Origin of the sequence: Nitratireductor thuwali (assembly GCF_036621415.1) — a bacterium.
GTDB classification, from domain to species: domain Bacteria; phylum Pseudomonadota; class Alphaproteobacteria; order Rhizobiales; family Rhizobiaceae; genus Chelativorans; species Chelativorans thuwali.
In genome coordinates, this window is record NZ_CP030941.1 from 37248 (window position 1) to 63825 (window position 26578).

Consider the following 26578-nt stretch of genomic DNA (forward strand, 5'->3'; position numbering starts at 1 on the left):
ATTCGCCGCCGCCGCCGCCGGCGCGAAGGATGACGCGCGCTCGCGCGCTCGGCATCGCGTTGATCTCCCTATGGGCGGTCCTCGGCCTCGGCATCGTGCTTTTCCTGATCTCGTCGTGGAACCCCGAGCTTTTCCAGCGCTACCTGCCGCGATACGCCTCGGGCCTTTGGGTAACGATCAAGCTGGTCACGCTATCGGTTTTAGCGGGGGCCCTGCTTTCGGTGCCGATCGCGCTCGGGCGCAACTCCCGGAACCGGCTGATTGCGGCACTCGCTTACGGCTATGTCTATTTCTTTCGCGGCACGCCGCTCCTGGCTCAAACCTTCCTCGTCTATTACGGCCTTGGCTCGTTTCGCGAGGAATTGCAGGCCGTGGGACTGTGGGGGTTCTTCCGCGACGCATGGAACTGCGCCGTCTTCGCCTTTGCGCTGAACACGGCCGCCTACCAGGCCGAAATCCTGCGCGGCGCCATCCAGAGCGTCGGACGGGGGCAGTGGGAAGCGGCCTCCGCGCTCGGCCTTTCGCGCCTCCAGACCATACGCATGATCATAGTCCCCCAGGCACTGCTGGTCGCCCTGCGCCCCTATGGCAACGAGATCGTGCTCATGATCAAGGGCTCGGCGATCGTCGCCATCATCACCGTCTATGACCTGATGGGCGAAACGCGCCGCGCCTATGCGCGCACCTTCGATTTCCAGACCTATATCTGGGCTGCGCTCATCTATCTGACCATCGTCGAGATGCTGCGCAGGGGCATAGACCGGATCGAACGGCGCTTGACACGCCACCTGATCCGCTGATCTTCATGGCGTGATCCGACGCGAAAGATCACGCAAAAGCATAATGATGGGCTGGATCGCGATGCTGCGTATCATGATCGGCCCGTGCATGTCGAACGAGGAGGTAGCGCCATGGCGAAGGTAGCATTCATCGGACTGGGGGTCATGGGATACCCCATGGCCGCGCATTTGAAGAACCGCGGCGGCCATGAAGTCACGGTCTATAATCGCACGCAGGCCAAGGCCGAAAAGTGGGTGGCCGAACATGGCGGCGCCTCCGCTCCCACGCCGGCCGAGGCGGCCGACGGCAAGGATTTCGTGTTCTCTTGCGTCGGCAATGACGACGATTTGCGCTCGGTGACGCTCGGCGGCGACGGCGCCTTCGGCGCCATCAAGCCCGGTGCGGTGTTCATCGACAATACGACCGCCTCTGCCGATATTGCGCGCGAACTGGCCGATGCCGCGGCGCGGAAGGATTTCGGCTTCATTGACGCCCCGGTCTCAGGCGGCCAGGCCGGCGCGGAGAATGGCGTCCTGACGGTCATGTGCGGCGGCGACCGGGCCGTTTTCGACAGGGCAAAGCCGGTGATCGAAGCCTATGCCCGTATGGTCGGCCTCATGGGGCCCGCCGGTGCCGGACAGCTTACCAAGATGATCAACCAGATTTGCATTGCCGGGCTGGTGCAGGGCCTGGCCGAAGGAATTCATTTCGGCAAGAAAGCGGGCCTCGACATCGAAAACGTAATCGAGGTCATCTCGAAGGGTGCGGCCGGCTCCTGGCAGATGGAAAACCGCTACAAGACCATGAACAAGGGCGAGTACGATTTCGGTTTTGCCGTCGACTGGATGCGCAAGGATCTCGGCATCTGCCTGACCGAAGCCAACAACAACGGCGCCAAGCTGCCGGTCGCCGCGCTCGTAGACCAGTTTTACAAGGAAGTGCAGGAGATGGGCGGCAAACGCTGGGACACGTCTTCGCTGCTGGCGAGGCTGGAGAGATAGCGAGGATCGAGGAAGAAGCCTGTGACCGCCCTTCGTTTTGCCCCGGTCACTGCCAGGACGTGGACCGATTTCGAGGCGCTGTTCGAAACACCCGGTGCGCCGAAATATTGCTGGTGCATGGCATGGCGGCACATGCCGGAGCGGCAGTCTGCCACCAACGCCGACAGAAAACGGGCGATGGAGTCGCTTGTCCGCAACGGCACACCGGTGGGGATGCTGGCCTATTCGGAGGATGAGCCGGTCGGCTGGTGCTCCGTCGCCCCGCGCAACAGCCTGCGCAAGCTCTCGCCGCAACAGGACGAGGCCGAGGAAGGGGTATGGTCCATTGTCTGCTTCTTCGTCCGAAGTGCCCAGCGCCGGAAGAAGATTGCGTCCGCCCTCCTCGAGGCGGCGGTGGAACACGCTTTCGCCTCGGGCGCAACAACGGTCGAGGCCTACCCGGTGGATCCAGGATCGCCGAGCTACCGGTTCATGGGCTTTCGAGACATGTTTGCCGCGCGCGGCTTCCGCGAGACGGGCATGGCGGGGTCGCGCCGCCACGTCATGCGTCTCGACAGATCCGCAGGAGCAACCGCCCGAAGCGGAAGTTCGGCTTGACCTGGCTGCAAACCGGAATTCTACTCGGAAAGCAGGAAACGCGGAGAGCGGCAAATGAACATGCCCATTTGGTTGTCGGCCGCCATACTGGCCACGCTCCTCCCGGCTTCTGGAGTAGCTGCCGAAAGCCTGCGGGTTGGCTGGAGCGACCTGTTGCCTGCCGGTGGCTCCCCGGGCTGGAGGAAGATGAGCCCTGCATCTACCGCAACACCCCCTGCCCTCGCCACAGAACTTGGCGGAAAGACGGTCGAGCTCTCCGGCTATCTGCTGCCGGCCGACCGCGAGGGCGAACTGGTCTATTCGTTCATGCTGGTGCCCCGCCGCGGCGCCTGCAGCCATATGACCCAACCGCCGCCGGCCCAGATCGTGCGCGTGGTGCCTGAAAGGCCCTATCGGCTCTCGATGAACTACGAGCCGGTGTCGGTGACCGGCAGGCTGACGCCGGGGCTGGAGAAGACGCAACTCTTCATCCTCGATGGCCCCGCCGTGGTGGAATCGGGCTACACGATCCGCCTGGCACAGGTCGCGCCCGCCGCGATCTCAGACGCCACGCCATCGCGGGCAGAAGGCCGCTCGCCCTGGTCTTTCATCGACAATCCGCATCCGGCGGGCACTCAAGCGGCAGACCCGGCGGGCTCCTTGTCCAGCACCAGATAGTCGAGCGGCAGTTCCGTCGTGTATTTGATCTGCTCCATCGCAAATGTCGAGGACACGTCCCTTATCTCGATCTTGGAGATCAATCGCTTGTAGAACGCGTCATAGGCGGCGATATCCGGCACCACCACGCGCAGCAGATAGTCGACATCGCCGCTCATGCGGTAGAACTCCACCACTTCGGGAAACTCCTTGATCACCTCCGCGAAGCGCTTGAGCCATTCGTGGCTGTGCGCATTGGTCCGGATCGAGACGAAAACGGTCACCCGCGCATTGACCTTGACCGGATCCAGCACCGCGACGCGGCGGCGGATGACACCCTCCTCCTCCAGCTTCTGGATGCGCCGCCAGCACGGCGTCGTCGACAGGCCGACCTTTTTGGCGATGTCGGCCACCGCCAGCGTTGCGTTTTCCTGGAGCAGGCGCAAGATTTTGCGGTCGAGACGGTCCATGCTTAAGACTCCTTAGAATGAAATTCCAAAATGAGGCCGACATAAGGTGTTTGCAAGAAAAATATTCTTGACGGCAGTTGAAGGCCGCTGAACCGCTCCGTTAAATCCGCCGAGCGATGTCCGCGCGCAGGACCGGCAGCAGTTCCGTCTCGAACCACGGATTCTTTTTCAGCCATCCGGTATTTCGCCATGAAGGATGAGGCAGCGGCAGGACCTTCGGCTTGCTCGAACGCTCATAGATCCCGCGCCAGTCCCGCACCGTGTCGGTCAGCGTCTTGCGCCTGAGATCGCCCAGATGCCAGGCCTGGGCGTATTGGCCGATGGTCAGAACCAGATCGACTTGCGGCATTGCGGCCATCAGCCGGCTGCGCCACAGCGGTGCGCACTCCCGCCTTGGCGGCAGGTCGCCGCCCTTGGAGTCATGCCCGGGGAAGCAGAAGCCCATCGGCGCAAACGCAAATATATCCGGATCGTAGAACGTCTCGCGCCCCACCCCCAGCCAGTCGCGAAGCCGATCGCCCGAGCGGTCGTCGAAGGGGATGCCCGATGCGTGAACGCGTGTGCCGGGCGCCTGCCCGGCAATCAGGACACGCGCCGTGCGCGAGCCGACGACCACGGGCCGCGGCTCGTGCGGCAGGCTTTTGCCCTGCGCGTTGTCTTTGCAATACCGGCAGGCTCGTATTGCCTCCAGCAGATCGTCCAGATTACCGCTCATGTGCCGTCAAGTAGGGCCGTTCACGCCTTCGCGCTCGGACGGCCCGCCACTGTGTGATACCAGCGCATCAGATGGTCGAGCCCATCCGGAATATCAATACGGGCCGGTTTCATGAAATCCACGCTCACCAGCGCGGTGATGTCGGCGATCGTGTAGCGGTCCCCGGCGACGAACTGCCTGCCGGCGAGCTCCTCGTCGAGAAATTTCAGGAACTCCCTTGCCTTCGGCTTGTTCGCCTCGCCCCATTCGGGCACCTGAGGCACCTCCCATTCCTTCATCGCAGGGTGCAGATGACGGAATGCGGCGGCGACCGGCATGAAGAGATGGAGTTCGACCCGTCTTTGCCACATCTCCACCCTCGCCCGCCCGAGCGCCCCCTCTCCGAACAGCGGAGGCTGCGGGTTGAGTTCCTCGAAATAGCGGCAGATGGCGACGGTCTCGGTGAGGCAGGTGCCATCGTCGAGTTCCAGCACCGGCAGCCGCCGCATGGGATTGAGCGCGCTGATCTGCGGCCCCTTGTGCTCCAGCGCGCCCATGTCGACCGGCACCGTGGGCACGACGATGCCCTTCTCGTGCAAGAAGATGCGCACCCTGCGCGGATTGGGCGCCCTGCCTCCATCGTAAAGCTTCATCGGTCCCCCTTCGTATCTGCCGTGTCCGCGGACCGGCCGTATCCGAGCAATTGCCGCAGGAAACCGGCGATCCGGCCGAACCAGTCGTGGGGTTGTTCGTTCACCCCATCCCGGTCGAGCGCCCGCCACTCCCTCGGCTCGTCGAAGGAGCCGGCCCACAGACCCCGGCGGAGAGCCCGTGCCCGCGCTTCCTCGGCACGGAAATCACCGTAGGAGATTGCCCATCCCGATTCCACCATCCTTTGCGCCAGGTCGCCTGCCTCCGTCGTGCATCGCGCCAGAAGCCGATCATATCGGTCGAACTCCCACCCCTCGCAGATGACGCGGCGACCCTGCACGAGTTCGCTCAGAGCCGCCCGGGCGCTACGTCCGCAGGCATAGGACCTTCCATCGAGCGAGCATTGCTGATCGAGTTCCGGCGCATCGATGCCGCGTAGCCGGATGTTTTCCGCCGAAACTCTCAGGCTGTCGCCATCCATGACCCGCACCGGTCCCGAATATTCCCGCGTCGCGATCCGCTCGAGCCGCGCCGAGACGAACGCGACGGCCGCCAGCAAGGCGAGGGCCACAAGCCAATCGCCATAGCGCCGCCATCCGCTTCGCCTTCTGCGACGCCTTGCGCTCCGGCGCACACTCATACGGTGAAGGGTCTCTTAATCATTAAAAGTTACCCTGCCGGCAACAAGGCGGGAAATTGAAGCAGCCTATGGGGCCCGGCAGCAACCATACAGCGGACAAATTCATTGTGGACCGTAGAAAGCCGCATCGCAACAGCGAGGTGGCGCGCGCGGTGCGCAAAACGCGCGACCGTCTTTCCCAGCGCATAGGCAGCCCGGATTTCGAGCGCGAGATGCTCAAGATCCACGCCCGCGCCATTATCAACAGCGGGCCGGCCGTGCTGGCCATGGCGCTGCTGATAGCCGCAGTAGGCCTCTCGGTCGGCATGGATTTCGCCCTTGCCGGCTGGGCGCTGCCGACCGCCTGCAGCTATGCCGGCCTCTACCTTCTGGCGCGCCGCACGGACCGGGCCCAGGTTTCCGACATCGACGCGCCCGCTACCCAGCGCCTTCTGCTCATCCTCTATTTCGTAAGCGGCATCGGCTGGGCCTGGCTCGTTTCGCTCGGCCGCTCCTCCTGGAGCGTCGACCAGATGCCGCTGATCCTTGCAATCGTCCTGCTCATGGCGATAGCCGCGACCGCGCTCATCGCCGCCTCCCTCCGCGGCGCCGTCATCGTCGCCTTCGCCCTGCCGGTGGGAGTGTTCGTCTGGCTCTTCGCCGGCCCGACCCTTTCCATACAAACCATCATGGCGGGACTGCTGACGATCTCGCTGCCGTTCTTTGCCTATGTCTCCCATCACCGCAACCAGGCCGCCGTCACGCTCTTGTCGTTTCGCAGCGAAAAAGACAGCCTTATCGCCGAATTGGAAACCGCCAAGGCGATGTCGGATGAGGCGCGGCGGCGCGCCGAGGAGGCCAACCTGGCCAAATCCCGCTTCCTGGCCTCGATGAGCCACGAACTGCGCACGCCGCTCAACGCTATCCTCGGATTCTCGGAGGTCATGGCCAAGGAAGTTCTGGGACCGATCCAGAACGATACCTACCGCGAATATGCCAATGACGTGCACGAGTCGGGCCAGCACCTGCTGGACCTGATTAACGAGATCCTCGACCTTTCCCGGATCGAGGCGGGGCGCTATCAGCTCAACGAGGAGCCGATCCTGCTCGCTGCTATTGTGCAGGAAAGCTGCCGCATGGTTGAGCTCAAGCTGCACGCCAAGGGCATCCGCCTCGTTCAGCAGATCGAGCCTGCCCTGCCGCCAATGGTGGCCGACGAACGCGCTATAAGGCAGATCATGCTCAACCTGCTCTCCAACGCGGTCAAGTTCACGCCCAGCGGCGGCGAAATCCGCGTGCGCGTCGGCTGGACCGTCGGCGGCGGGCAATATCTGGCGGTTCGCGACAACGGACCCGGCATTCCGCAAGACGAGATACCGGTCGTGCTTGCCGCCTTCGGCCAGGGATCGATCGCGATCAAGAGCGCCGAACAGGGGACCGGCCTCGGCCTGCCGATCGTGCAGGGGCTGACCAGTCTTCACGGCGGCCAGTTCGATCTCAAATCGAAGCTGCGCGAGGGTACCGAGGCAATCGTCGCATTTCCTGCCTCGCGGGTCATGGAAGAGCTTCCGGCGATGCCGCGTCAGCAACAGCAGCCGGCAGTGCCGAGGCGCGTTCGCGCTTGAAAAGCCGCATCAGGAGGCGGCGGTCTGCCTCTGCGCCACCTCGGCGGCCCCGCTAGCGACCTTGCATGCCGACTTGATCATGCCGGCCGCCAGCACCAGGCCCGCCGGATCCCGCGTGCCCGAATGGCACACGGGCGGAGGCAGGAGGGCCTCGAACCCGCCCTCGTTCGAGAAGCCACTATCGGCAAGCAGGCAATGATCGAGCGCCGCCGGATTGAGACCACGAAGAACCGCGGCCGCCGCGAGCGCCGGCAGACCGTCCAGCACCACGGCCACCTTTTGCGTGCGGGCTGCGAGTATCGCGCCCGCCAGCGCCGAGATCTCGCGGCCGCCGAGCCTGCGCAACGCTTCGAGCGGCTCCCCCAGATAGCCGGCATGAGCCGCCAGCGCCTCTTCGGCAAGCGCCGTCTCCTCAGGCGCGGCTTCCGCAGCGCCGTCCGCCCCCGTTCGGAGCGCCCGAAGCAGCGCCAGCGCCGAAACATCCGCCTGGGCGCCCACCGTGCCGAGGCACAGAAGATCGGCCCCGCTGGCCACGGCCTCCATTCCAAAAGCGATGGTCGCAGCGCAATCCCGCTCTTCGAGAGCGGCCTCAATGGTGATGTCGCCCACCGGCACCTCGAGCGCCAGGTCGAAGACGTCAAGGCCCAGATCGTTGGCGCCGCACAGCTGGCTCACCGGCGCTGCCCCCGATGCGATCTCTTCCACCAGCTCCAGCAGCGATGCGGCGGGACGATCTATGCCAAGCCTTGCCGATACGCCGTGGGTGCCGGCAAAAAGCGCAACCGAGGGACGGGCGACAAGTCCCGGCGCCCGGCCGGTCGCTGCCGAGTACCAGGCGGCCAGATCGGGCAGCCGGCCCAGCCGACCCTCTCCGCCTCCCGTCCGCAACGATGCGCGAACACGGCCGGCCGCATCTTCATCGACCGGCGGCAGTTCGCGCAGCAGATTGCGGATGTCGTCGAAAGGCAGGCCGGTGGCAGTCATGCGGAGTTCTCCAGGATCCGCCAGGGGCATAGCGGCCGGGGCGCGGCAAGGCAATGGCTCCCGGCCGTTGGGGTTGCATTGATCCTCCACGTCGCCCACATGCCTCTGATGAGAAGCTGCTAGTCTGGCAACATGATCGAATCGCCCTGCATCCTCGTATGCTCCATCGATACCAAGACCGGCTACTGTTTCGGCTGCGGCCGCACGCGCGAGGAGATCGCCTCGTGGACGGCCATGAACCCGGCCCAAAGGCGCGGCGTCATGGCTGATCTGCCGGCAAGGCTGGAAACGGTCGAGCGCAAGCCGCGCCGCGAAACCCGCAGACGCCGCATGGCGCGGTTGCGGGAGGAGAACGAAGGGTGAAAGATGCAGATATTGTGGATTGCGCTCGCCATCCTCGGCATCGGCCTTGCCCTGCTGATTGTCAATCACGACGGCGGCCGCGTCTTCGGCCTGCAGAACGACATCTTCGCCTCGCTGCTCTATCTCAGCCTGTGGGTCTCGGTGCTGATCGTCGGCCTCGCCGGCCATTACTACCGGCGCGGCAACATGCTGAGAGACCTCGCCTTCTGGGCGCTGCTCATCCTGATCCTGAGCGTTTTGTATGCATACCGCCTCGACCTTGCGGCATGGGTCGGGCTCTGAGCACCAGATCAGCCCATCGTCTCACAGAAGCGCTGAACTGATCTGACCGTTTGATTTCACGCAGTTCCGGACCGAAAACCGGCGTCCACTTTTCCTGACCCTAGATCAGGCTCCAGAAGAAGCGGCCGGCGACGAAAACCGCGAACAGGCCGAAGCTGATCTCCAGATGACGCTTGTCCAGCGCGTGGGCGATCCGCACGCCCAGCGGCGCGACGGCCAGCGTTATCGGAATGACCAGCGCCACCGCGATCCAGTTGACGAATCCGGTCGAGCCCGGCGGCAATTGCGGGGCGCCCCATCCGGCCCAGACATAGCCGAGAAATCCAGGAATGGAGATCAGCACGCCGACGCCCGACGACGTTGCCACCGCCTGGTGCATGGGCCGGCCGAACAGTGTCATGAAGGTATTGTTCAGGATGCCGCCGCCGATGCCGATCAGCGTCGACAGGAACCCGATGACGAAGCCGACGATGGAACGCACGGGGTTGCCTGGCAACTCATTTGCGATTGTCCAGCCCGTGCGGTTGAAGATCAGCTTGATGCCGATGAGGAAGATGATCGCTGCGAAGATCGCACGCAAGCCTGCGTCGGAGATCACTGCTGTCACCAGTGATGCCGCGACGACGCCCGCCGGAACGGCGAAGACGAAGCTGCGAAGGAGCGCCATATCCACCGCGCCACGCAGGAAATGGGCCCGGCAGGAACGCAGCGAGGTCGGCACGATGATTGCGAGGGACGAGCCCACCGACAGATGCATCGCCACGGCTTCGTCGACGCCGAGCAAGCCGAATACCTGGTAGAACACCGGTACCAGCACCGCGCCGCCGCCGATGCCGAACAAGCCGGCCAAAAGGCCGGCCACGACGCCCGCCGAGGCGATTGCCAAGGCAAAGGTGACTATTTCGCCCGCGGGCACATCCATGCCGGCAATTCCCCGTCCTGTTCAGCGCCAGTGGCTATAGTATTTTCCGCGCAAGGGGAAACGGCCGCCGACCGATAGATGAGGAAAACACCGGCAAGGACTGCCGCCGCCCTGTCCTATGCCGCCTGCTGCGACACGGCGTCCTCGACCGCGGCGAAAGCCTTGACGAGAACCTCGGGGCCGGCATTCGGACGCGTTGCCTCCGTCGACAGTATCTGGCGATAGCGCCGCGCGCCCGGCAGGCCGTGGAACAGCCCGGTCATGTGCCTGGTGACATGGGAAAGCCTGCCGCCGGCCGCTATATGCCTTCCGGCATAAAGGGCCATTGTCCGGATGACGTCACCAAGATCGACGGATGGACCCGCATCGCGATACACCTCTGCGTCCGCCGCGGCCAGGATTGCCGGCATATGATAGGCGGCGCGGCCGATCATCGCGCCGTCGGCCTTTTTGAGATGCGTGAGCGCGTCTTCGATGCTCCCGATACCGCCGTTGACGCCGATGAAGCGCCCGCTCAGCCGCTGCTTCAGCCGGTAGACCCGATCATAGTCGAGCGGTGGAATGTCGCGGTTCTCGCGCGGGCTCAGCCCTTCCAGCCAGGCCTTGCGGGCATGCACCCAAAGGGCGTCCGCGCCCGCTTCGAATGCCATATCCGCCAGACGGTCGAGCGCGACCTCGGGATCCTGATCGTCCACGCCCAGCCGGCATTTGACGGTGACGGGCACCTCGACCGCCCGTTTCATGGCCGCAACGCCGCGCGCCACCGTTTCCGGCTCCTTCATTAGGCATGCGCCGAAAGTCCCGGACTGCACCCGGTCGGACGGACAGCCGACATTCAGATTGATCTCGTCATAGCCGAAATCGGCGGCCACCCGCGCCGCCTCCGCCAGCTTGGCCGCGTCGCTTCCCCCAAGCTGCACCGCAACCGGATGCTCGCAGGCATCAAATCCCAGGACCCGCCCCCGGTCCCCATGGATCACCGCATCCGCAACCACCATCTCGGTATAAAGCAGCGCCCGCCGCGTAAGCTGGCGATGAAAGAACCGGCAATGCCGGTCCGTCCAGTCCATCATCGGGGCGACGGCAAACCACAGCCGTGAATAATTCGTATCCGCGCGCACTCGTCCTGACAATATTTCTGCTCCAATGCACCTTTCAGATGCCCGTGCCAGATATAACCGTCGTCCCCCTCCCCCGCCAGTCTGTTGACACCAAAATAGTCCAAGCGGAAGAGACACTCGTCAAAATCGATCAGCTCCCGATCCAAAGCGTCAATCGGGCTACATTATTGCTCACAGCGTCCGCTTCGCGCCCCCATATCGGTCATTCCGGCAAGTGCCTGACGATCCCCAAAGCGGTCGTTTGTCAGTTGCTGAGCCGCGGCTTGTGCACTGCCGCGCCGAACGGGCGCTCGCAATCAGCATCGCGGCAGTCAGCCGGACCCAGGGTGCTCGGGCACAATGCACAGTCTTCCTTCCGAGGCGGTGACCGGGGCTGCGGTGCTACCGCGCGATCAAAGATGCCATCTTCCGCGCTTGTTTCAGCGGGACGCCGGTCGCGCCGACGTCAACCCTTCCTTGCGGCGGCGATCCAGCCCGCAACGCGCTCAGCATCGCGGCCGACGCCGGCGACCATCGTGGAGGACACCGCGTACTGGAAATGAAGCCCGGCGAAGTAGAGCCCGTCCATGTCGGTCGCCTTGCCGAACCGCTGGCGCGGCTCGCCGTGGTCGTCCAGGACCGGCAGGTCGATCCAGTCGAAGCCGGAGTGGAAGCCGGTGCACCAGATCACGCTCTCGAAAGGCACGGCCTTGCCGTCGTCGGAGACCGCCTTGCCGTCCCTGATTGCGGTGATCTTGCCGATGCGCCGCACGCCGGCGCGCTCGATCTGGCCCGGACGTGTCCGGATCAGCGGCATGCCGTGCCCGTGCATCTTCGAACGGAACTTGCGTCCCATGGGTGTGCGCATGGTGAGGACGCGGTGAAAAATGCCGCGAATGACCAGGCGAACCAGGAGCTTGCGCCCCATGAAGCCGGCGATGTCGAACGGAATGTGCCCGACGTTGCGCCCTGACAGATACACCTGGTGCGTTCTGGCCAGGTCCATTGCGATCTCGGCGCCCGAATTGCCGGCACCGACCAGCAGCACCGGTCCGTCCGGAACCTGGGCAGAGTTCCTGTATTCGTGCGAGTGCATCTGGAAAACCTGCTCGTCCAAATCGTTGGCGAAGGCCGGCAGGCGCGGCTTCTGATAGCTTGCCGCCGCGACAACCACGCGGTCCGCCTCATAGACGCGGTCCGTGGTTTCCAGGCGGAAGCGGCCGTTCGCCTTGTACAGCCGCTCGACCGGCTCGTTCACCCGCACCGGCAGGTCGAACTTCACGGCATATGCTTCGAGGTAGTCCGCCATCTCGTCCTTGGTGGGGAAGGTGTCCTTGTGCGCCGGGAAGCGATAGCCGTCGAGCGAGTCGAACTTCGCCGGGGTGAAGAGGCGCAGCGAGTCCCAGCGATTGCGCCAGACGTCGCCAACGCGGGGCGCACCCTCAAGGATGACGTGATCGATGCGTTTCCGCTTAAGGTGGTAACCGACGGATAATCCCGCCTGGCCGGCGCCGATCACCACGACATCGTGACGCTCGGGTCTGGATTCGGCCGTTTCCCGGGACGATGCCGCCGGAAACGTGTCGGGTTGAGTTCTGAGCAGGTTGCCCGTCTCTACCAGGTCCGCCGGATGGCGTTCGATGTGGGCGCTGTCGGTCGTGCGTGTGCTAGCCATGGCTCTTCTCCTGTCGTCGTTGTGGAGACGAGCTTAGGTCTTCGACCGGCGGCCTTTCATCGTGAGGATGACCCACGACGCATTTATATCGAATGGGGCGTTCTACCCATTCCGGCGCGAGTCGATCGACCCTGACTGCAGGCCCTTCGCGACAGCGGCCGCGCGCGAGGAAACCCCGAGCTTGCCGAAAATGTTCTCGAGGTGGCGATTGACTGTCTTGGGGCTGAGTTTGAGTTCGTCCGCGATCTCGCGGTTGGTGCCGCCGTCGGCGACCAGCGCCAGCACCTGCCGTTCGCGCGCCGTCAGATTGTCCGCTCTCGCCGCCTTCAACCCGGCCCGCAACTTGGGTATTCGCGCCAGGTCGGGTGCCGCGCCGAGATCCTCGAAGATTTTCTCGGCAGCGTCGAACTCCCTTTCGGCACTTTCGACGTCGCCGAACTCCGCACATGCGCGCGCGATGTCGACGCGCAGGCGCGCAACGAGATAGGGCGCGCCGAATTCCGACCAGTAGCGCCGGGCACGGGTGAGCGCAGGCACGGCGTCGCCGAACTGGCCGCGCGCCAGCGCCAGCGAGGCGTGTCCCTGATCGGCCACGCGGGCGAGGATTTCCGTCCCGAAGCGCTCCGCGATGTCCGACACTTCACCGCAAAGCCGTTCGGCCTCGTCCAGAGCGCCGCAGGCGATGAATATCTCGATGCCCGCAGGCAGCAGTGCAGCCTTCCGGGGCATGTCGCCGGCCGTTTCCAAAGCGCGCCGAATCCCGGCAAGCGCCTCCTCGCGCCGGCCCTGTGCGAGGCGCAGCAGCGCCAGTCCGGGCTGCGGGTCCACCCCGATTTCTCCAGCCAGACGATACTCGGCATCGGATTTGTCGAACTCACCGCGCAGGCGCAGGATTTCGCCGCGCCGGTAGGCGGCGTTGGCCATGGCGGTGTGCTCGGTCGTGCCACTCAGGCCATTGCCCGCGCGCTCGGCCTCCGCGAAGGCTTCGCTCCAGTTGCCTTCGAGCTGCAGCACCTCGGCCCGGTGCACCTTGCAGACACCGTTGAACGCCTTGGCCTGGGGATTGCGCCGGCACCATTCGGTGAGGATCGCAGTCCATTCGCGCGCGCGGACCATTTCAAGAACACGGCAGCAGGAGGCGACGATCTCGCAATAGACGACGCCGCATACCACTGGCGAAAGCCGCCGGCTGTTGGCCAGCAGCATCGCCTCGTCGATAGGGACATAACCCTCGCCGATCCGCCCGAGCCGGAAAAGGATACCGCCCTTCAGGCTGCCGGCCAAGGCGATCAGGTCCGGGTCTTCTCCATTTTCTCCGATGGCGATTGCCTTGTCGGCAAGTTCGATCGCCGCTTCGTAGTCGCCTTTTCCCCGTTGCATGTAGATTTGAGGCAGGAGCAGATAGCCGCGTTGCACGCAATCAGGCGCGGTCTGTTCGGCATGTTTCGCGGCGCGCTGGAGCCAGCCGGATCCCAGTCCGACCTCTCCGATCAGCATGTTCCGCAATCCGCTCCAAAATGCTGTGCGCGCGCATTCCACATGGTTCTCGTCGGCGGCGTAATGCCCGTAGAGCCGCTCCAGCCCGTCGAGCATGACGCGATCCTGGGCCGAAATCCCCGCGGCCCAGACCAGCGCCTCAAGATCGTCGGCCCCGAGCTCCGACTCCGCATCCGCGGTCAGAAACAATTCGGTCGCGTCCGCCCAGGCGCCTTCGCTGTAGGCGTCCTTCGCAGCCCTAAGGGTTTCACGCAGGTTCTGTGGCATCTCCCGGACAAATATACACCAGGGTTCCGGGATGCAGAAACTTGTATGAGGATAGCCTCAGCGGTTACAGGATGGTCGAGGAGCGAAGGGACAGCCGGGGCCGCGCGAGAAACCGCTCTTGTCGGCGCGCTCTGTGAATGCCGCGGTTGGATCTGGCTGCCTCGACACCGACCACGAAGCCTGAAGATCAGCTTCTGACAATCACAGCCTGCTAGTCCGCTGTCGGCCCCGATCGCCACTGTCCGCAACGCGCCCCCATCTCGGCCGTTGAACTCAGCATTACCATTGCCGGAAAACGGACATTGCGGTGACCATGCCGTAGGTCGTGGTCGCGCCAGGAGAAGCCGTTCGGTCCTCCGGATAACAATGGCCGCTACTGCTCAGTTCTCCGACATTGATCGTACACACCTCCAGATCGTGCCGGTCAACCGAATTTGCTTAGCTGAAGCAGGACCACATAAGAAGAGTGGTTCTGCTCGCCCGGCAGTGATTCAGCTTTCCGAGACCAGGAGAACGAATGCATCGTCAGCGATGTGATTATCAAGGCGAGCCTTGATAGCCGGAGCCACCTCGTCACCATCGTGCCTAAAAAGTCCACAGCTTCGCAATGCGCGTCGGATTTGAATGTCTCGCCCGAGGAACTCGAACACCACCTTTCCGGCAGCGGGCTCGCGGCTGCGTCGCCCTGCGAGAGTGCATTGGACGCCAAGTAATAGGTCGATGCGGCGGTAGGCGGGATAGAGGATCGTCTCCGAAACGATGTCGCGCAATACCGATTCATATTCCAAAAGGAAGATTCGGTCGTTCACGAGAAGCGGCAGGCCGAGATATTTGAAGCGGATCGCATGGCGCCGCTCCGTAGGCTTCTCAGAGAGGATGCCTAAGTTCTTGGAGTAGTAGATGTCGCCCTTACGGAAGAGACCGAACAGCGACTTTACGATCATTCCCGGAAATCCGTAGGAGTAGAAATAACGGTAGTAGTAGCCGAGATAGGCGTCGAGCTTGTTGCCTCCTATCTGACGCAAGGCTTCAAGATGATCGATGTGTGTCGCGTGGTCGGCCGTCGTTCTCCGACGCTGCGGACGCAGTTCGATGATGTCGGCAAACCGCCGGCTCGGCAGAAGGATTTCCGCCTCCTCCACGCTAAAGAAGTCGCAGATGCGCCGCAGGTTGTGACGCGACGGCATCGCCCGCCCGGCAAGGTATTTATTGAATTGCTGGCGGTTGATGCCAAGCCGGCGACATACCTCGGACACAGAGCTGTAATAGCTGCACAAAAGCTCGAGGTTTCGCGCGAAATTTCCGTCCTCCACCGCAACCGCTCCCAAGAATAGTGTAAGCGACTTGACGCTATCACAGCTTCAATTGGCTAAAAAGAGTGACAAGACGCGAAATTGCCCATTCATGATCGCTGGGATCAACTGCTTTCCTGAAAGTCCAGGCGAGGACCAGAAATCCAGATGAACGTGCACGCAGCGCCGCTCAGGCAGACGACCGAAATAGAGAATTTCTGGATACCGCTTGCCGACGGCTGCCACCTCGCGGCACGGATGTGGATGCCGGTGGATGCCGCGAATAGTCCCGTGCCCGCGATTATCGAATATATCCCGTACCGGAAGCGCGATCATACAGCCTTGCGGGACGAGAGCATGCATCCACAGATGGCCGCGCGCGGCTATGCGTATGTCCGCATCGACATCCGCGGAAACGGCGAATCCGAAGGGCTGATGCTCGATGAATATCTGCCGCAGGAACTTTCCGATGGTGTCGAGGCGATTGAATGGATCGCGCGGCAACCCTGGTGCAACGGCAGGGTCGGCATGGTCGGAATTTCCTGGGGTGGTTTCAACGGTTTGCAGATCGCGGCGCTTCGGCCGCCGGCGCTCAAGGCTATTATCACAGTCTGTTCGACCGACGACCGCTACGCCGACGACATCCATTATCGCGGCGGCTGCCTGCTGAATGACAATCTCGGCTGGTCGGCGACGATGATGGCCTACTCGTCGCGGCCGCCGGATCCGCTGCTGGTCGGCGAGCGCTGGCGGGAAATGTGGCTCGAACGGCTGCAGAACATGCCGTTCCTCGCCGCCAACTGGCTGGAGCACCAGCAGCGGGACGAATTCTGGTGCCACGGCTCGGTCTGTGAGGACTTCGATGCGATCGCGATCCCGGTTCTCGCTGTCGGCGGCTGGGCCGATGCCTACACAAACGCGATCCCGCGCCTGCTTGCCGGCTTGAAGAGTCCTGCCTACGGGCTGATCGGCCCGTGGGGGCACAAATATCCGAATGCAGGCGTGCCCGGGCCGGCGATGGACTTCATCGCCGAGATGGCACGCTGGTGGGACCATTGGCTGGCGCAAAAGAGTGAAATCGAACTTCCCGCTTTGAGGGCATATGTGCTGGACGGGCCAGATACCGGCGAAGGCAACGATGAGCGGCAGGGGTTCTGGGTGAGCGAACCGTCTTGGCCGTCGCCGAATGTCGAAGAGCAGACGCTCTTCTTCACTGGAGACGGTCGACTTGCCGAGGCAACTGGAAGTCAGGGAGCGCGTGTGGCGCGCTCGCCTCAGACCGTCGGCCTGACGGGCGGACGCTATTATCCCAAGGTCGGCCGGCCCGACCTTGCAGTTGACCAGCGTCCGGACGATGCGGGCTCGATCGTCTTCGATGGAAAGCCGCTGGAAGAGCCGCTCGTTTTGCTCGGCGCGCCGGCGGTAAACCTTACGGTTTCAGTGGATCGGCCACAGGCCAACATCGCGGTCCGCCTGTCGCATGTTGCTCCCGACGGCGCTTCGCATCGCATCAGCGTCGGCGTGCTGAATCTCACTCATTCCGACGACCACCAAAGCTGGAAACCGCTTGAGCCGAACCGCGCCTTCACTACCCGCGTCGCCTTGGATGACATCGCCTACAAGGTGCCGGCAGGCCACCGGTTGAGGGTTTCGATTTCCACGACCTATTGGCCAATGATCTGGCCCTCTCCGGAACCGGTGACGCTCACCGTCGAGGCCGCAGGCAGCCGGATCGACCTGCCTGTGCGCAAGGATCGGGGGCAGCCGGCGGTAGAGATCGCGCCGACGCCACTGCCGCCTATCGGCAATGTCGAGTTCCTGCGCGATCCGGTCACCGAGCGTCGTGTCTGCCACGACCAACTGACCGGCGAGGTTACGATCGAAAGTACCGACGATACCGGGCTGAAGCGCCTACCCGCTCACGGGATCGAATTCCGTTCGGTCTGCCGCGAGCGCTATTCCATCCGTCGCGACAATCCGTTGTCGGCCGAAATGTCGACGGATTGGGTGACTGAAACCGGGCGTGAGGGATGGCGCGTGCGTACGGAGTCAAGTCACGCGATCCGTTCGGATGCGACCACCTTCTACCTCGAGGCCGAACTGGTGACGTTTGAGAACGAGAAGGAAGTCTATCGCAATCGATGGGAGCGCGCGATCCCCCGCCAGGGGGTCTAGTTTACGGTCAACATCGCCGGGATCCGGCAAGGGAGGAGAGTATGACCAACATTCAATCCAGGAAGTCCATGTGGATGACGCGACGCGGCTTCATGCTGTCGTCGCTGGTCTTCGGCGCCACTACGGCTATGCCCAGCGGCGTGGTCCGCGCCTTCGCCGCAGATGACGGTATCCTGCGCGCTAGGCTCTATAACGACATTAACCGTCTCGACCCGGCCATCTACGAAAATGCCTACAACGTGGATGTGATGGGGCTGATCTATCCGAAGCTCATCAGCTACAAGCCGAACAGCGACAAGTGGGAATGGCAGCTTGAGGCAGCCGAGGCGATCGAGCAAATCGACGACACTCACATTCGGTTCAAGCTGAAGGATGGAATGCGCTGGAGCGGCGATTTCGGCGAGATCACCGCCGAGGACGTGAAGTTCTCGTTCGAACGTGTGATCGACCCGGCATTGGAATCTCCCGTCGCGGGCGACTGGGGTCCCCTCAGCCATGTGGAGGTGGAGGACAAGCTTTCCGGTGTCGTCGTGCTAAAGGAGCCGTTCCAGCCGCTATGGACGGTAGCGCTGCCATACGGCGTCGGCCACATCGTCTCCAAAAAAGCGGTCGAAGCCGCTGGCGGCGGCAAATTCACGATGGATCCGCCCAAGGCCTTCGGCGGGCCCTATAAGCTCAAGGAATGGCGTGCCAATGAGGTGACGATCCTTGAACGCAACGAAGCATGGACTGGCGAAGAGCCCGCCTTCCAAGAAATCCATCTGCATCCGATTGCTGATCCGCAGGCCGGAGAGATTGCGTTCGAGGCGCGGGACATCGATTATACCCAGCCGAGCGCGGCCTCCCTGCAGCGCTACAAGGACAACCCGCCGGCCGATTCAAAGATCGCCGACTACCCGGCGTTGTTCTATGTCTGGGTCGGCATGAACACGGAGCACGAAAAGCTGAAGGACAAACGCGTGCGTCAGGCGGTGCAGAACGCGATCAACGTCCCCTTGATCATAGAGGCGGCCTATTTTGGGGTCGCTCCGGCGGCTACCGGCATCATCGCTCCAGGCCTGCCGGGCCATCGTGACAAGACCTTGGTTCCGATGGAAGGCGATCCGGAGAAGGCCCGTACGCTGCTCGCCGAGGCCGGCGCCGAGGGGCTCGAGCTGACGCTAACGGTCCGGAACACCGCCACCTTCACCACAATCGCCCAGATCATCCAGGCCAATCTCCAGGATGTCGGTATTACCTGCAACATCAATATCCTCGATTCAGGCGTGTTCTGGACGATTGGCATGGAGTCGGAAGGTGACCAGTGGAAGGACGTGCAGCTGATTCTCAATCGCTTTTCGTCTCTGGCCGATCCCTATTACGCGACGCAGTGGTTCACTACGGATCAAGTCGGCGAGTGGAATTGGGAGCGCTTCAGCGATGCCCACTACGACGAACTGCACAAGCAGGCCGTGCGGGAAACCAATCCTGAAAAGCGCGACGCCATGTATCGCGAGATGCAGGACATTCTCGAGGAGTCCGGCGCCTACCGATTCATCACGCATGAGGTGAACGCGGTCATGCATCGCGACTTCATCAAGCCCGCCGTCCGGCCAGACGGCTTTGCGCTCTACAAATATTTCGAGCGGGCCTGAGGAGCCGCGCCATGTGGCTCTACCTGGTGAGGAGGATCGGACTGGCCATTGCCATCGTTGCAGTGGCCGTCACGATGCTCTTCACCATGATCCATCTCGTTCCAGGGGATCCAGCCAGTATTCTGCTTGGGCCGCGCGCCACGCCGGAGATTCGAGAAGCACTGCGCATCCGTATGGGCCTGGACGAGACTTTTATCGTTCAAGTCGGCACGTTCTTCATGAACGTGCTGACTGGCGATCTCGGCATGGATATCGTGCGCAATCAGCCAGTTTCGCGGATCGTCCTGGGGCATCTGCCTCACACGGTCGCGCTGGTGCTGACGTCGATCGGTTGGGCCGCTGTGGTGGGGTTACCACTGGGGTGTTTTTCTGCAATCAGGCGCGACAGCGTCGCCGACAAGCTGATCGCGATATCATCCGTCAGCTTCATCGCGATTCCGTATTTCGTCGTCTCCATCTACGCACTGCTCATCTTTGCCGTCTCGTTGCAGTGGTTCCCGGCGATCGGGGTGGGTGAACCTGGCAACATCGCGAGCCAAGCTCGCCATCTCGTACTGCCGGCATTCGCTGTTGGCCTGAGTTGGGTCGGCTACATCGCGCGCATGGTTCGAGCCTCCATGCTGGAGGTTCTGGGGGAGAACCATATACGGACGGCACGGGCCTTCGGCCTGTCGGAGTGGCGGATAACTTTCCGCTATGCACTGCCTATTGCGGTGCTGCCGACCGTCACCATCCTTGGCGTGGGGATCGGCTATCTGATTTCATCTGCAGTTTTCGCGGAGATCGTATTTTCCCGTCCCGGCATCGGCAGTCTGATCTATGAAGCCGTCGGCCAACGCAATTACCCGCTCGTGATGGGCGGTGTTCTGGTAACCACCGCGCTCTTTGTCGTATCGACGACCTTGGCCGACCTGATCAACGCCGCGCTCGATCCGCGCAGCCGGGAGAAGCTTTAACGATGGTCGCCGTGGAAGCTCCGTCCAATATGGGAAAGACACGGCGGGCTGGCACGGTCGGCGTCGCCTTGCGGCTGCTGCTAGCTAACCCGCTTGGCATGCTCGGTCTCGTCACTGTGGTCGTGATCATCCTTGCGGCCGTCTTTGCCCAATGGCTGGCGCCCTATGATCCGACGCGGATCATGGCCGGCCCGCGCTTGGCGCCCCCTTCGCTCGACCACTGGTTGGGGACCGATCAGATCGGGCGCGACGTCTTCTCGCGCGTACTGGTCGGCGGCCAGATCGCGCTTCAGGTGGCGCTGGCCTCGATATCGGCGGCACTCACCCTCGGTCTAGCCCTGGGACTCCTCGCCGGTTTCGGCCCCCGCTGGCTCGACAATATTATCATGCTTCTTTTCGATACGGTGCGCTCGTTCCCGGTCGTTATTTTCGGTCTTGCCACGGTCACGGTGATCGGACCAAGCCTTGCCACGATCATCCTGATCGTGGTCGTGACATCTATACCGACCTTTGGCCGCGTCGCACGTACTCAGACCATGGCGATGCGGAACGATGAGTTCATTCTGGCCGAGCGAGCGATGGGAGCCGGGACGGCACGCATTCTAGCGGTTCATGTTCTGCCCAACATCATCGGACCGCTTCTGATCCTCGCTTCGATGGATATTCCAGTCGTCATCACCATTGAGGCCGGCCTGAGCTTTCTCGGAGTCGGCGTGCCGCCGCCGGCACCAAGCTGGGGATCGATCCTAAACGACGGCTTTTCCTTTATCCGAAACACGCCCTGGCCGGTGATCGCAGGCGGCATCCCGCTCATTCTCACCACTCTAGCCTTCACCTTTTTGGGCGAAGCCTTGCGCGACATTTTTGATCCCAAGCTGCGCAGGGATGTCTGAATGAAGACGGGTACAGGGAAAAACCTGGTCGAGATACGCGATCTGTCGCTGCGCTTCCGCACTCCCCGTGGGCCGCTCAACGTGTTGCGGAACGTTTCGCTGGACGTTCCACGAGGCCGAATCGTCGGCATTGTTGGCGAATCCGGCTGCGGGAAGTCGACGCTGATCTCCAGCGTGATGCGTCTGCTTCCCGGCAACGCCGAAATTGTGGGCGGGGCGATAAATTTTGACGGCCGGAATATCCTGCGGTTGAGCGAAAGCGAGATGCGCGGCCTTCGCGGTGGCCGCATCTCGATGATCTTCCAGGATCCCATGACGTCGCTCAATCCGGTGCGCTCGGTCGGCCAGCAAATGATAGATGTGCAGCATCGCGAGCGACGTTCAGCCCGCGAGAAGCGGGAGCGTGCCGCCGACATGCTGGCGCGCGTCGGAATTCCTGATCCGGTATCGCGGCTCGACGCCTATCCGCATCAATTCTCAGGAGGAATGCGCCAGCGCATCGCGATCGCCATGGCACTTATGGTCGAGCCGGACCTCTTGATTGCCGACGAGCCGACGACTGCGCTGGATGCCACACTGGAAGTGCAGATCATCGGGCTGCTGGAGCGGCTTCAAGAAGATTTCGGCTGCTCGGTCATGTTCGTCACCCATCACCTCGGCGTCGTTGCCGAACTCTGCGATGATGTGGTGGTGATGTATGCTGGCGAGGTAGCAGAGGCCGGCTCGGTACGCGACATCTTCCATCGACCGGCGCATCCCTATACGGCCATGCTGCTGGAAGCAGATCCGGGCCGCATCTCAGAACGCACCCGACATTTGCCCACCATTCCCGGTGAAATACCCGATCTGGTCAATCTGCCGACCGGCTGCGTCTTCCGCGACCGGTGTCCACACGCCTTCAGCGCCTGTGTCGAAGCCCCGCCGCTTTATCCGGCTGCGGCCGGCCATGTGGCCGCATGCCATCTGCTGGCGTCGGAGACTGTCGCATGACCGCCCTGCTCGAGGTTCGCGATCTCAAGGTGCGCTTCCGCGCCAAGCCAGCGCTGCGGGCGTTTATCAATCGCGATCCGAACGTGTGGGTTGATGCCGTCTGCGGCGTTTCGTTGGATATCGCTGAAGGCGAGACGTTCGGACTTGTTGGTGAGTCCGGCTCCGGCAAGACGACGCTCGCCCGCGCCATAATCGGGTTGGTTGATGTCGCCGGTGGAACGATCCGGTTCGCCGGCCAGAAAATCAACGGCCTCTCGCATCAGGCTATGAAGCCAGTGCGGCGCAACATCGCCATGATGTTCCAAGACCCTATCGGCTCGCTCAGCCCACGCCTGACAGTGCGGTCGCTGGTCACCGAGCCCTACCGGATCCATGGCTTCAACAATCGCTACCGAGATGCCGAGTGCCGCCGTTTGCTCGGCATGGTCGGCTTGCCTGCGGACTTCGCCGAGCGATATCCGCACCAGCTCTCCGGCGGGCAGGCGCGTCGGGTTGGCGTGGCGCGCGCGTTGGCACTGGACCCCAGGCTCATTCTTGCGGACGAGCCGACCGCCGGACTCGATGTCTCGGTGCAAGGTGAAATCCTTAACCTGCTCGCAAAGCTACAGGACGAGATCGGCTTGTCGATCCTGATGGTGACGCACAATCTAAACGTGGTCCGCCATGTCACCAATCGCGTGGCGATCATGTATCTAGGCCGGTTCGTCGAGACGGGGGCGACCGAGGAGATTTTTCGTCAGCCGCGTCACCCCTATACTGCGGCTCTTTTGTCAGCGAATCCCGAGCCCGATCCGGATGCGCGTTCGGAACGGATCGAGCTTGCAGGCGATGTACCGAGCCTGCTGCGCCGTCCTGCAGGTTGCGAATTCCACACACGCTGCTTTCGCGCCCAAAGCTGCTGCAGAGACGCGGCTCCGGCGGTCACTGTGGAGGCTAAGGCACGGCTGTACACTTGTCATTTCCCCCTCGGGCTGGACCATGATGTCCGCGACAACGCGGCGTAAATCCTGAAGCCCATGTCCCGTTTTGCGGTCATGCGGTGATCCAGACGCTGTCGGGGTCAAAGCTTCATGCTCCCGATCCGCTTGATTGATCGAGCCGGATCTAGTCCGTAGTCGATCGTGAACAATCCGGGTTCTAAGCGGCGGCCTGCATCGGCCGGAATTGAAGCACAGCGATCAAGAACGATAAAAACACCTTCAGCCACCTGAGCAGGAGGGAGAAGTTGTAGCCGGCGGCGGCCAGGATGGCGTTGATGGCATCGCCCTGGGCGTGGGCGAGGTAGTTGCGGCCCATCCTTGCTCGTTCTTGATATGGCCGATCACCGGCTCGACGGCGGATCGTCGTCGCATCTGGCGCTTGATGGCCGGCGTCACGCGACGCTTCTGGCCTGCGGTGAAGACCCTGAACCTGTGGCTTTGCGGCGCGTTGTGGCCGCGGTAGCCGGCGTCGGCGAGGATGCGCTCGATCTCGGCGCCGACGGTGTCTTGCATCGCGGGGATGACCGTTCCCAGGGTATGGCCGTCATAGGGGTTGCCGGGAAGGGCCATGACGTGCAGGGCGAACTGGCCGCCCTTCGAGCGCTTCAGCGTGGTGGCGATCGAGACTTTGACGCCGAATTCATAAGGGGCGTGGGCCTTGCCCTTGCCGATGCACTCGACCTCATGGGCGTGCAGGCTGTAGATCTTGCGGCCACGCTGGCGTTGCCTCTGCTCGAGAACGGTGGAGGCCTGGTAGAGCGGCCACTTGAAGACCGCGTCCAGCTCCGCATCGCCGGCGATCTGGCGCTTGATGTCGCGGATGGTCCGTCCGAGATAGGTCTTCAGCTTGCGCAGCGCCTTGCCCGCTCGCTTGAATTGCTTGGCGTGGGCATAGCGCTGATGCTTGATCAGCGCCAGCTTGCCGACCCGGACATAGGACTGGCGCAGGTCGAGCCCCGTCTTCTTGGCCAGCCGTACCAGCCGCTCGCGGGCACGATGGATAAGCTTGGCGCCGGTCGGAAACATGACATTCTTGGGCTGCACCGTCGTGTCGACGATGACCCGCCGCGTGTCCTGCGGCTTCATCGCGCCAGTCTTCACCGCCACGCACGGCTTTCCTGCAGCAGGACTGCGATCCGTTCCTCGCCCATGCGCTGACGCCAGCGCGTCATCGAGGAGCGGTCAAAAGGCAGTTCGTGCTGGAAGAACTCCTCGCCGCACAGATACTGGTAATAAGCGTTCTCGATCCACCGCTCGCACAGTGCCTCGTCCGACAGGTCGAAGGTGTGCTTGAGGAGCGCCAGCCCAGCCATCAGCCGTGTCGGCAAGGGCGGCATACCCGGCCCGTCGGAATAGACCGCGCCGAAACGCTCTTCCAGCACCGGCCAGTCGATGGCCTGCGTCAACCGCACCAGCTCGTGCTTCATGTTGAGAATCTGATCAAGGCGGGCGCGGAACAGATCCTGTTCTCCCGTCTCACGCCGCTCGCGTGGTTTGCCCATCGCCTGGCTCTCCGATTCACCGCGATAAAGGCAGTGAATCATGCTTCGCCGGGCAGACCATAAACTGGAATTGCAAGAAAACGACCCACAACAAGGCTGTTTCCTGCAATCTCGAAATCAACACTGCAGACTTTTTCTACGAAATATCAGTGGCTTCCGGATTCTTCACGGCCGACTCCGTAGCGGGGCATATCAGGAAATGCGCCAAACGACTGCACTACACTGTAGTGCAGTCTGCGCCATGGCCATCTCGGCGCTGTTAGCCCGAGGGCGCGGAGCCACTCTCCAGAAGATGCGCTGCCACGTCCTCCGAGAACCGCCTGCGTTTGCCGCCGACGAGGACGCATTCCGGATATTCAGGATCCCGTTGCGCGCCCGGCATACCGTGCTCGACCAGCGCCTCGGCGCAGGCCACCCAGTCGCCATCCTCGACGGGCCGGTTCCATGAAGCCCAGCTCAAAGTACCGCACACGTTGTCGCCGTAGCCGTGTTCTTCGGTCCAAGAGGCACCGCATCCGAGCAAATGACGCACCAACTCAGCGTCGCCCCGAAAGACAGCATGATTCAACGCGCTCGCGCTCCAGTCGCCGCCGCGAACGGAGATCGGCCAGCCGAGATCGGTCATCAGACGGACTGATCCGGAACAGCCAGCCGCAGCCAATTCTGGAAGCATCCGTAGCCGGGCCTCATCAAGCGTAGCAGGAAGATCAGGCTGGCGGGCCTTGATCCGACGGGCAGCCTCCGCATCGTTGCTCGCGCAGGCGGCCAAGAACAGGTCCGCGTCGTCGAGATCCGCAGTAGCACCTGCCTTTTTGAGCACGGCAGCAACCTCCGGCACTCCGTATCGCAGCGCGTGCGTATAGGCGCTGACACCGTCCGGCGTCCTGGCCGTGGGATCGGCGCCCGCTTCGAGCAGAGCCTCGATATGGGCGGGCGAACGACGACGTCGTATCGCCCAGAGGACCAGCTTTCCATCCTTCAACTCGTCGGTGCCAGCGGCATCCGATAGGAGAAGTCCAAACGTGTCGAGATCATCAAAGTCGAGGCATCGATAGAGCGCGTTTGTGCCGGTGACGATGGCACCAGCCTCCAGCAAAATGGGCGTGCAGATCGGTTTGTCCAAAGAGTGATAGAGGGATTCACCGTCATTCGGATCGGCACCCGCCGCAAGCAGACGGCGCGTGAGATCCGGATCGTAGTTCACTCCGGCCGCGCCATGGAGCGCCGAGACCTGCCATTCCTGACCTGGTGCACCGGCCAAAGCAGCCCAGCGCTTGCCCACGGTCAGGTTCGGATCGGCACCGGCTTCGAGCAACAGATCCACCACCTCGTGCAACCGGCCCGTATAGTCAGCGATGCGGAGCAGGCTCGAATGCGTTACGGCGATAAGCGGGGTCAGATCGAGCGGGCCGCCGGTTCGGTTGACCCAGGAGGGGTCCTCCTCTATGCGGCGGCGGACCATCTCAATGTCTCCGACGGCGCAGGCGAGCCAGGCATCTTGCTTGGGCAGGTCCGGGTGATCGGCCAAGAGCCGTGTTGCGGCCTTGGGCCTGGCGCTGTTCGTGCCGCCGGCCAAGTCGCCGGCATAGACCAGTCCGCAGAACGCCTCTGCGAGGGTGCCCGAATCCGTATCACGCGCCCGGCTGGCATCCACATAGGCCTTGAGGTCGGCCCACGAATCAAAACCGTATTCGCGGGCTATGCAAGATTGCGCGTCGTGCAAGCGCAACTTCAATCCGCTTATCGCGGCAGAATCGCGGCCTGCCGCTATGGGTAAAGCATTGTGGAAGCGTGCGATGGCCTCCGGTGTCGCGCATCTGAAGTCTGCCAGCAGGTCTTTCGCCTGACGCTTCAGGTGGTCGATGTCGGGCCGGCGGGGGAGCGATTTCATGAAAACCTCCGTGCATCTGACGCCGACGACTCGCAACTCGGCTGCACAAAGGCTGGAGAGCTATCAGGTTTTCAGTGCAAGTGGGCTCTGCCCTTCCCGCGA

At 62.9% G+C, this 26578-nt stretch carries 24 protein-coding genes and 1 pseudogene; 13 read left to right on the forward strand and 12 right to left on the reverse strand.

Going from position 1 to position 26578, the window contains the following annotated elements:
• The first annotated feature begins 29 nt into the window (after positions 1-29).
• The 4 genes from NTH_RS00185 (at position 30) to NTH_RS00200 (ending at position 3035) form a co-directional block, all read left to right on the forward strand.
• The gene (locus NTH_RS00185) at positions 30-800 is read left to right on the forward strand and encodes an ABC transporter permease (RefSeq protein ID WP_338528100.1); all 771 of its coding nucleotides are present in this window, start codon (positions 30-32) and stop codon (positions 798-800) included.
• A gap of 111 nt (positions 801-911) precedes the next feature.
• Entirely contained in the window at positions 912-1781 is an 870-nt protein-coding gene (locus tag NTH_RS00190) for an NAD(P)-dependent oxidoreductase (protein ID WP_338528101.1), read from the forward strand.
• A gap of 21 nt (positions 1782-1802) precedes the next feature.
• Positions 1803-2378: a GNAT family N-acetyltransferase gene (locus tag NTH_RS00195; RefSeq protein ID WP_338528102.1), complete on the forward strand. Its 576-nt coding sequence runs from the start codon at positions 1803-1805 to the stop codon at positions 2376-2378.
• Between the two features lie 54 nt (positions 2379-2432).
• A complete protein-coding gene (locus NTH_RS00200) occupies positions 2433-3035 on the forward strand; it encodes a DUF3299 domain-containing protein (protein WP_338528103.1) in 603 nt (200 codons plus the stop codon).
• Here the strand turns inward: NTH_RS00200 and NTH_RS00205 are convergent.
• The 4 genes from NTH_RS00205 to NTH_RS00220 all read right to left on the reverse strand — a co-directional run bounded on the left by NTH_RS00205 (position 2993) and on the right by NTH_RS00220 (position 5400).
• Positions 2993-3484, reverse strand: a complete 492-nt coding sequence (locus tag NTH_RS00205; protein WP_265518733.1) for an Lrp/AsnC family transcriptional regulator — start codon at positions 3482-3484, stop codon at positions 2993-2995. The genes NTH_RS00200 and NTH_RS00205 overlap by 43 nt on opposite strands.
• A 100-nt stretch (positions 3485-3584) precedes the next feature.
• Positions 3585-4199, reverse strand: a complete 615-nt coding sequence (locus NTH_RS00210) for a uracil-DNA glycosylase family protein (RefSeq protein ID WP_338528104.1) — start codon at positions 4197-4199, stop codon at positions 3585-3587.
• A gap of 20 nt (positions 4200-4219) precedes the next feature.
• The gene (locus NTH_RS00215; RefSeq protein ID WP_338528105.1) at positions 4220-4831 is read right to left on the reverse strand and encodes a glutathione S-transferase; all 612 of its coding nucleotides are present in this window, start codon (positions 4829-4831) and stop codon (positions 4220-4222) included.
• Positions 4828-5400, reverse strand: coding sequence for a thermonuclease family protein (locus NTH_RS00220; RefSeq protein ID WP_338528106.1), 573 nt, complete (start codon positions 5398-5400; stop codon positions 4828-4830). The genes NTH_RS00215 and NTH_RS00220 overlap by 4 nt, the downstream gene beginning before the upstream one ends.
• Before the next feature lie 137 nt (positions 5401-5537).
• Here NTH_RS00220 and NTH_RS00225 point away from each other — a divergent pair, with 137 nt between their 5' ends.
• Positions 5538-7073: a sensor histidine kinase gene (locus NTH_RS00225; RefSeq protein ID WP_338531760.1), complete on the forward strand. Its 1536-nt coding sequence runs from the start codon at positions 5538-5540 to the stop codon at positions 7071-7073.
• 9 nt (positions 7074-7082) lie between these two features.
• On the opposite strand, the gene NTH_RS00230 is transcribed toward NTH_RS00225, so the two are convergent.
• A complete protein-coding gene (locus NTH_RS00230; RefSeq protein ID WP_338528107.1) occupies positions 7083-8057 on the reverse strand; it encodes a nicotinate-nucleotide--dimethylbenzimidazole phosphoribosyltransferase in 975 nt (324 codons plus the stop codon).
• Between the two features lie 132 nt (positions 8058-8189).
• On the opposite strand from NTH_RS00230, the gene NTH_RS00235 reads away from it, so the two are divergent.
• Positions 8190-8420: a DUF1289 domain-containing protein gene (locus NTH_RS00235; RefSeq protein WP_338528108.1), complete on the forward strand. Its 231-nt coding sequence runs from the start codon at positions 8190-8192 to the stop codon at positions 8418-8420.
• A gap of 3 nt (positions 8421-8423) precedes the next feature.
• On the forward strand, positions 8424-8702 hold the full coding sequence (locus NTH_RS00240; RefSeq protein ID WP_338528109.1) for a hypothetical protein: 279 nt from the start codon (positions 8424-8426) through the stop codon (positions 8700-8702).
• 100 nt (positions 8703-8802) lie between these two features.
• On the opposite strand, the gene NTH_RS00245 is transcribed toward NTH_RS00240, so the two are convergent.
• From NTH_RS00245 to NTH_RS00265, 5 genes are all read right to left on the reverse strand, one after another.
• On the reverse strand, positions 8803-9624 hold the full coding sequence (locus tag NTH_RS00245; RefSeq protein WP_338528110.1) for a sulfite exporter TauE/SafE family protein: 822 nt from the start codon (positions 9622-9624) through the stop codon (positions 8803-8805).
• A 116-nt stretch (positions 9625-9740) separates the two neighbouring features.
• The gene (dusA, locus tag NTH_RS00250) at positions 9741-10757 is read right to left on the reverse strand and encodes a tRNA dihydrouridine(20/20a) synthase DusA (RefSeq protein ID WP_338528111.1); all 1017 of its coding nucleotides are present in this window, start codon (positions 10755-10757) and stop codon (positions 9741-9743) included.
• 433 nt (positions 10758-11190) lie between these two features.
• Positions 11191-12399, reverse strand: a complete 1209-nt coding sequence (locus NTH_RS00255; protein WP_338528112.1) for a flavin-containing monooxygenase — start codon at positions 12397-12399, stop codon at positions 11191-11193.
• A gap of 102 nt (positions 12400-12501) precedes the next feature.
• Positions 12502-14085 carry a LuxR C-terminal-related transcriptional regulator gene (locus NTH_RS00260; protein WP_338528113.1) on the reverse strand — a complete coding sequence of 528 codons (1584 nt, stop codon included), beginning with the start codon at positions 14083-14085 and terminating at the stop codon, positions 12502-12504.
• A gap of 569 nt (positions 14086-14654) precedes the next feature.
• Entirely contained in the window at positions 14655-15476 is an 822-nt protein-coding gene (locus NTH_RS00265; RefSeq protein ID WP_338528114.1) for a helix-turn-helix domain-containing protein, read from the reverse strand.
• Between the two features lie 147 nt (positions 15477-15623).
• On the opposite strand from NTH_RS00265, the gene NTH_RS00270 reads away from it, so the two are divergent.
• The 6 genes from NTH_RS00270 (at position 15624) to NTH_RS00295 (ending at position 23107) form a co-directional block, all read left to right on the forward strand.
• Positions 15624-17630, forward strand: a complete 2007-nt coding sequence (locus NTH_RS00270; RefSeq protein ID WP_338528115.1) for a CocE/NonD family hydrolase — start codon at positions 15624-15626, stop codon at positions 17628-17630.
• A 92-nt stretch (positions 17631-17722) separates the two neighbouring features.
• Positions 17723-19264 carry an ABC transporter substrate-binding protein gene (locus NTH_RS00275; protein WP_338528116.1) on the forward strand — a complete coding sequence of 514 codons (1542 nt, stop codon included), beginning with the start codon at positions 17723-17725 and terminating at the stop codon, positions 19262-19264.
• 11 nt (positions 19265-19275) lie between these two features.
• Positions 19276-20220 (forward strand): ABC transporter permease, encoded by a 945-nt coding sequence (locus NTH_RS00280; protein WP_338528117.1) that lies wholly within the window; start codon positions 19276-19278, stop codon positions 20218-20220.
• Positions 20221-20222: 2 nt separating this feature from the next.
• Complete coding sequence (locus NTH_RS00285) at positions 20223-21113, forward strand: ABC transporter permease (RefSeq protein ID WP_338528118.1); 891 nt, start codon at positions 20223-20225, stop codon at positions 21111-21113.
• Positions 21114-22103 (forward strand): ABC transporter ATP-binding protein, encoded by a 990-nt coding sequence (locus tag NTH_RS00290; protein WP_338528119.1) that lies wholly within the window; start codon positions 21114-21116, stop codon positions 22101-22103.
• Positions 22100-23107, forward strand: coding sequence for an ABC transporter ATP-binding protein (locus NTH_RS00295; protein WP_338528120.1), 1008 nt, complete (start codon positions 22100-22102; stop codon positions 23105-23107). The genes NTH_RS00290 and NTH_RS00295 overlap by 4 nt, the downstream gene beginning before the upstream one ends.
• 133 nt (positions 23108-23240) lie before the next feature.
• On the opposite strand, the pseudogene NTH_RS00300 reads toward NTH_RS00295, so the two are convergent.
• A pseudogene (locus tag NTH_RS00300) lies at positions 23241-24585 on the reverse strand (IS5 family transposase).
• Between the two features lie 259 nt (positions 24586-24844).
• Positions 24845-26476, reverse strand: coding sequence for an ankyrin repeat domain-containing protein (locus NTH_RS00305; RefSeq protein WP_338528121.1), 1632 nt, complete (start codon positions 26474-26476; stop codon positions 24845-24847).
• Positions 26477-26578 lie beyond the last annotated feature (102 nt).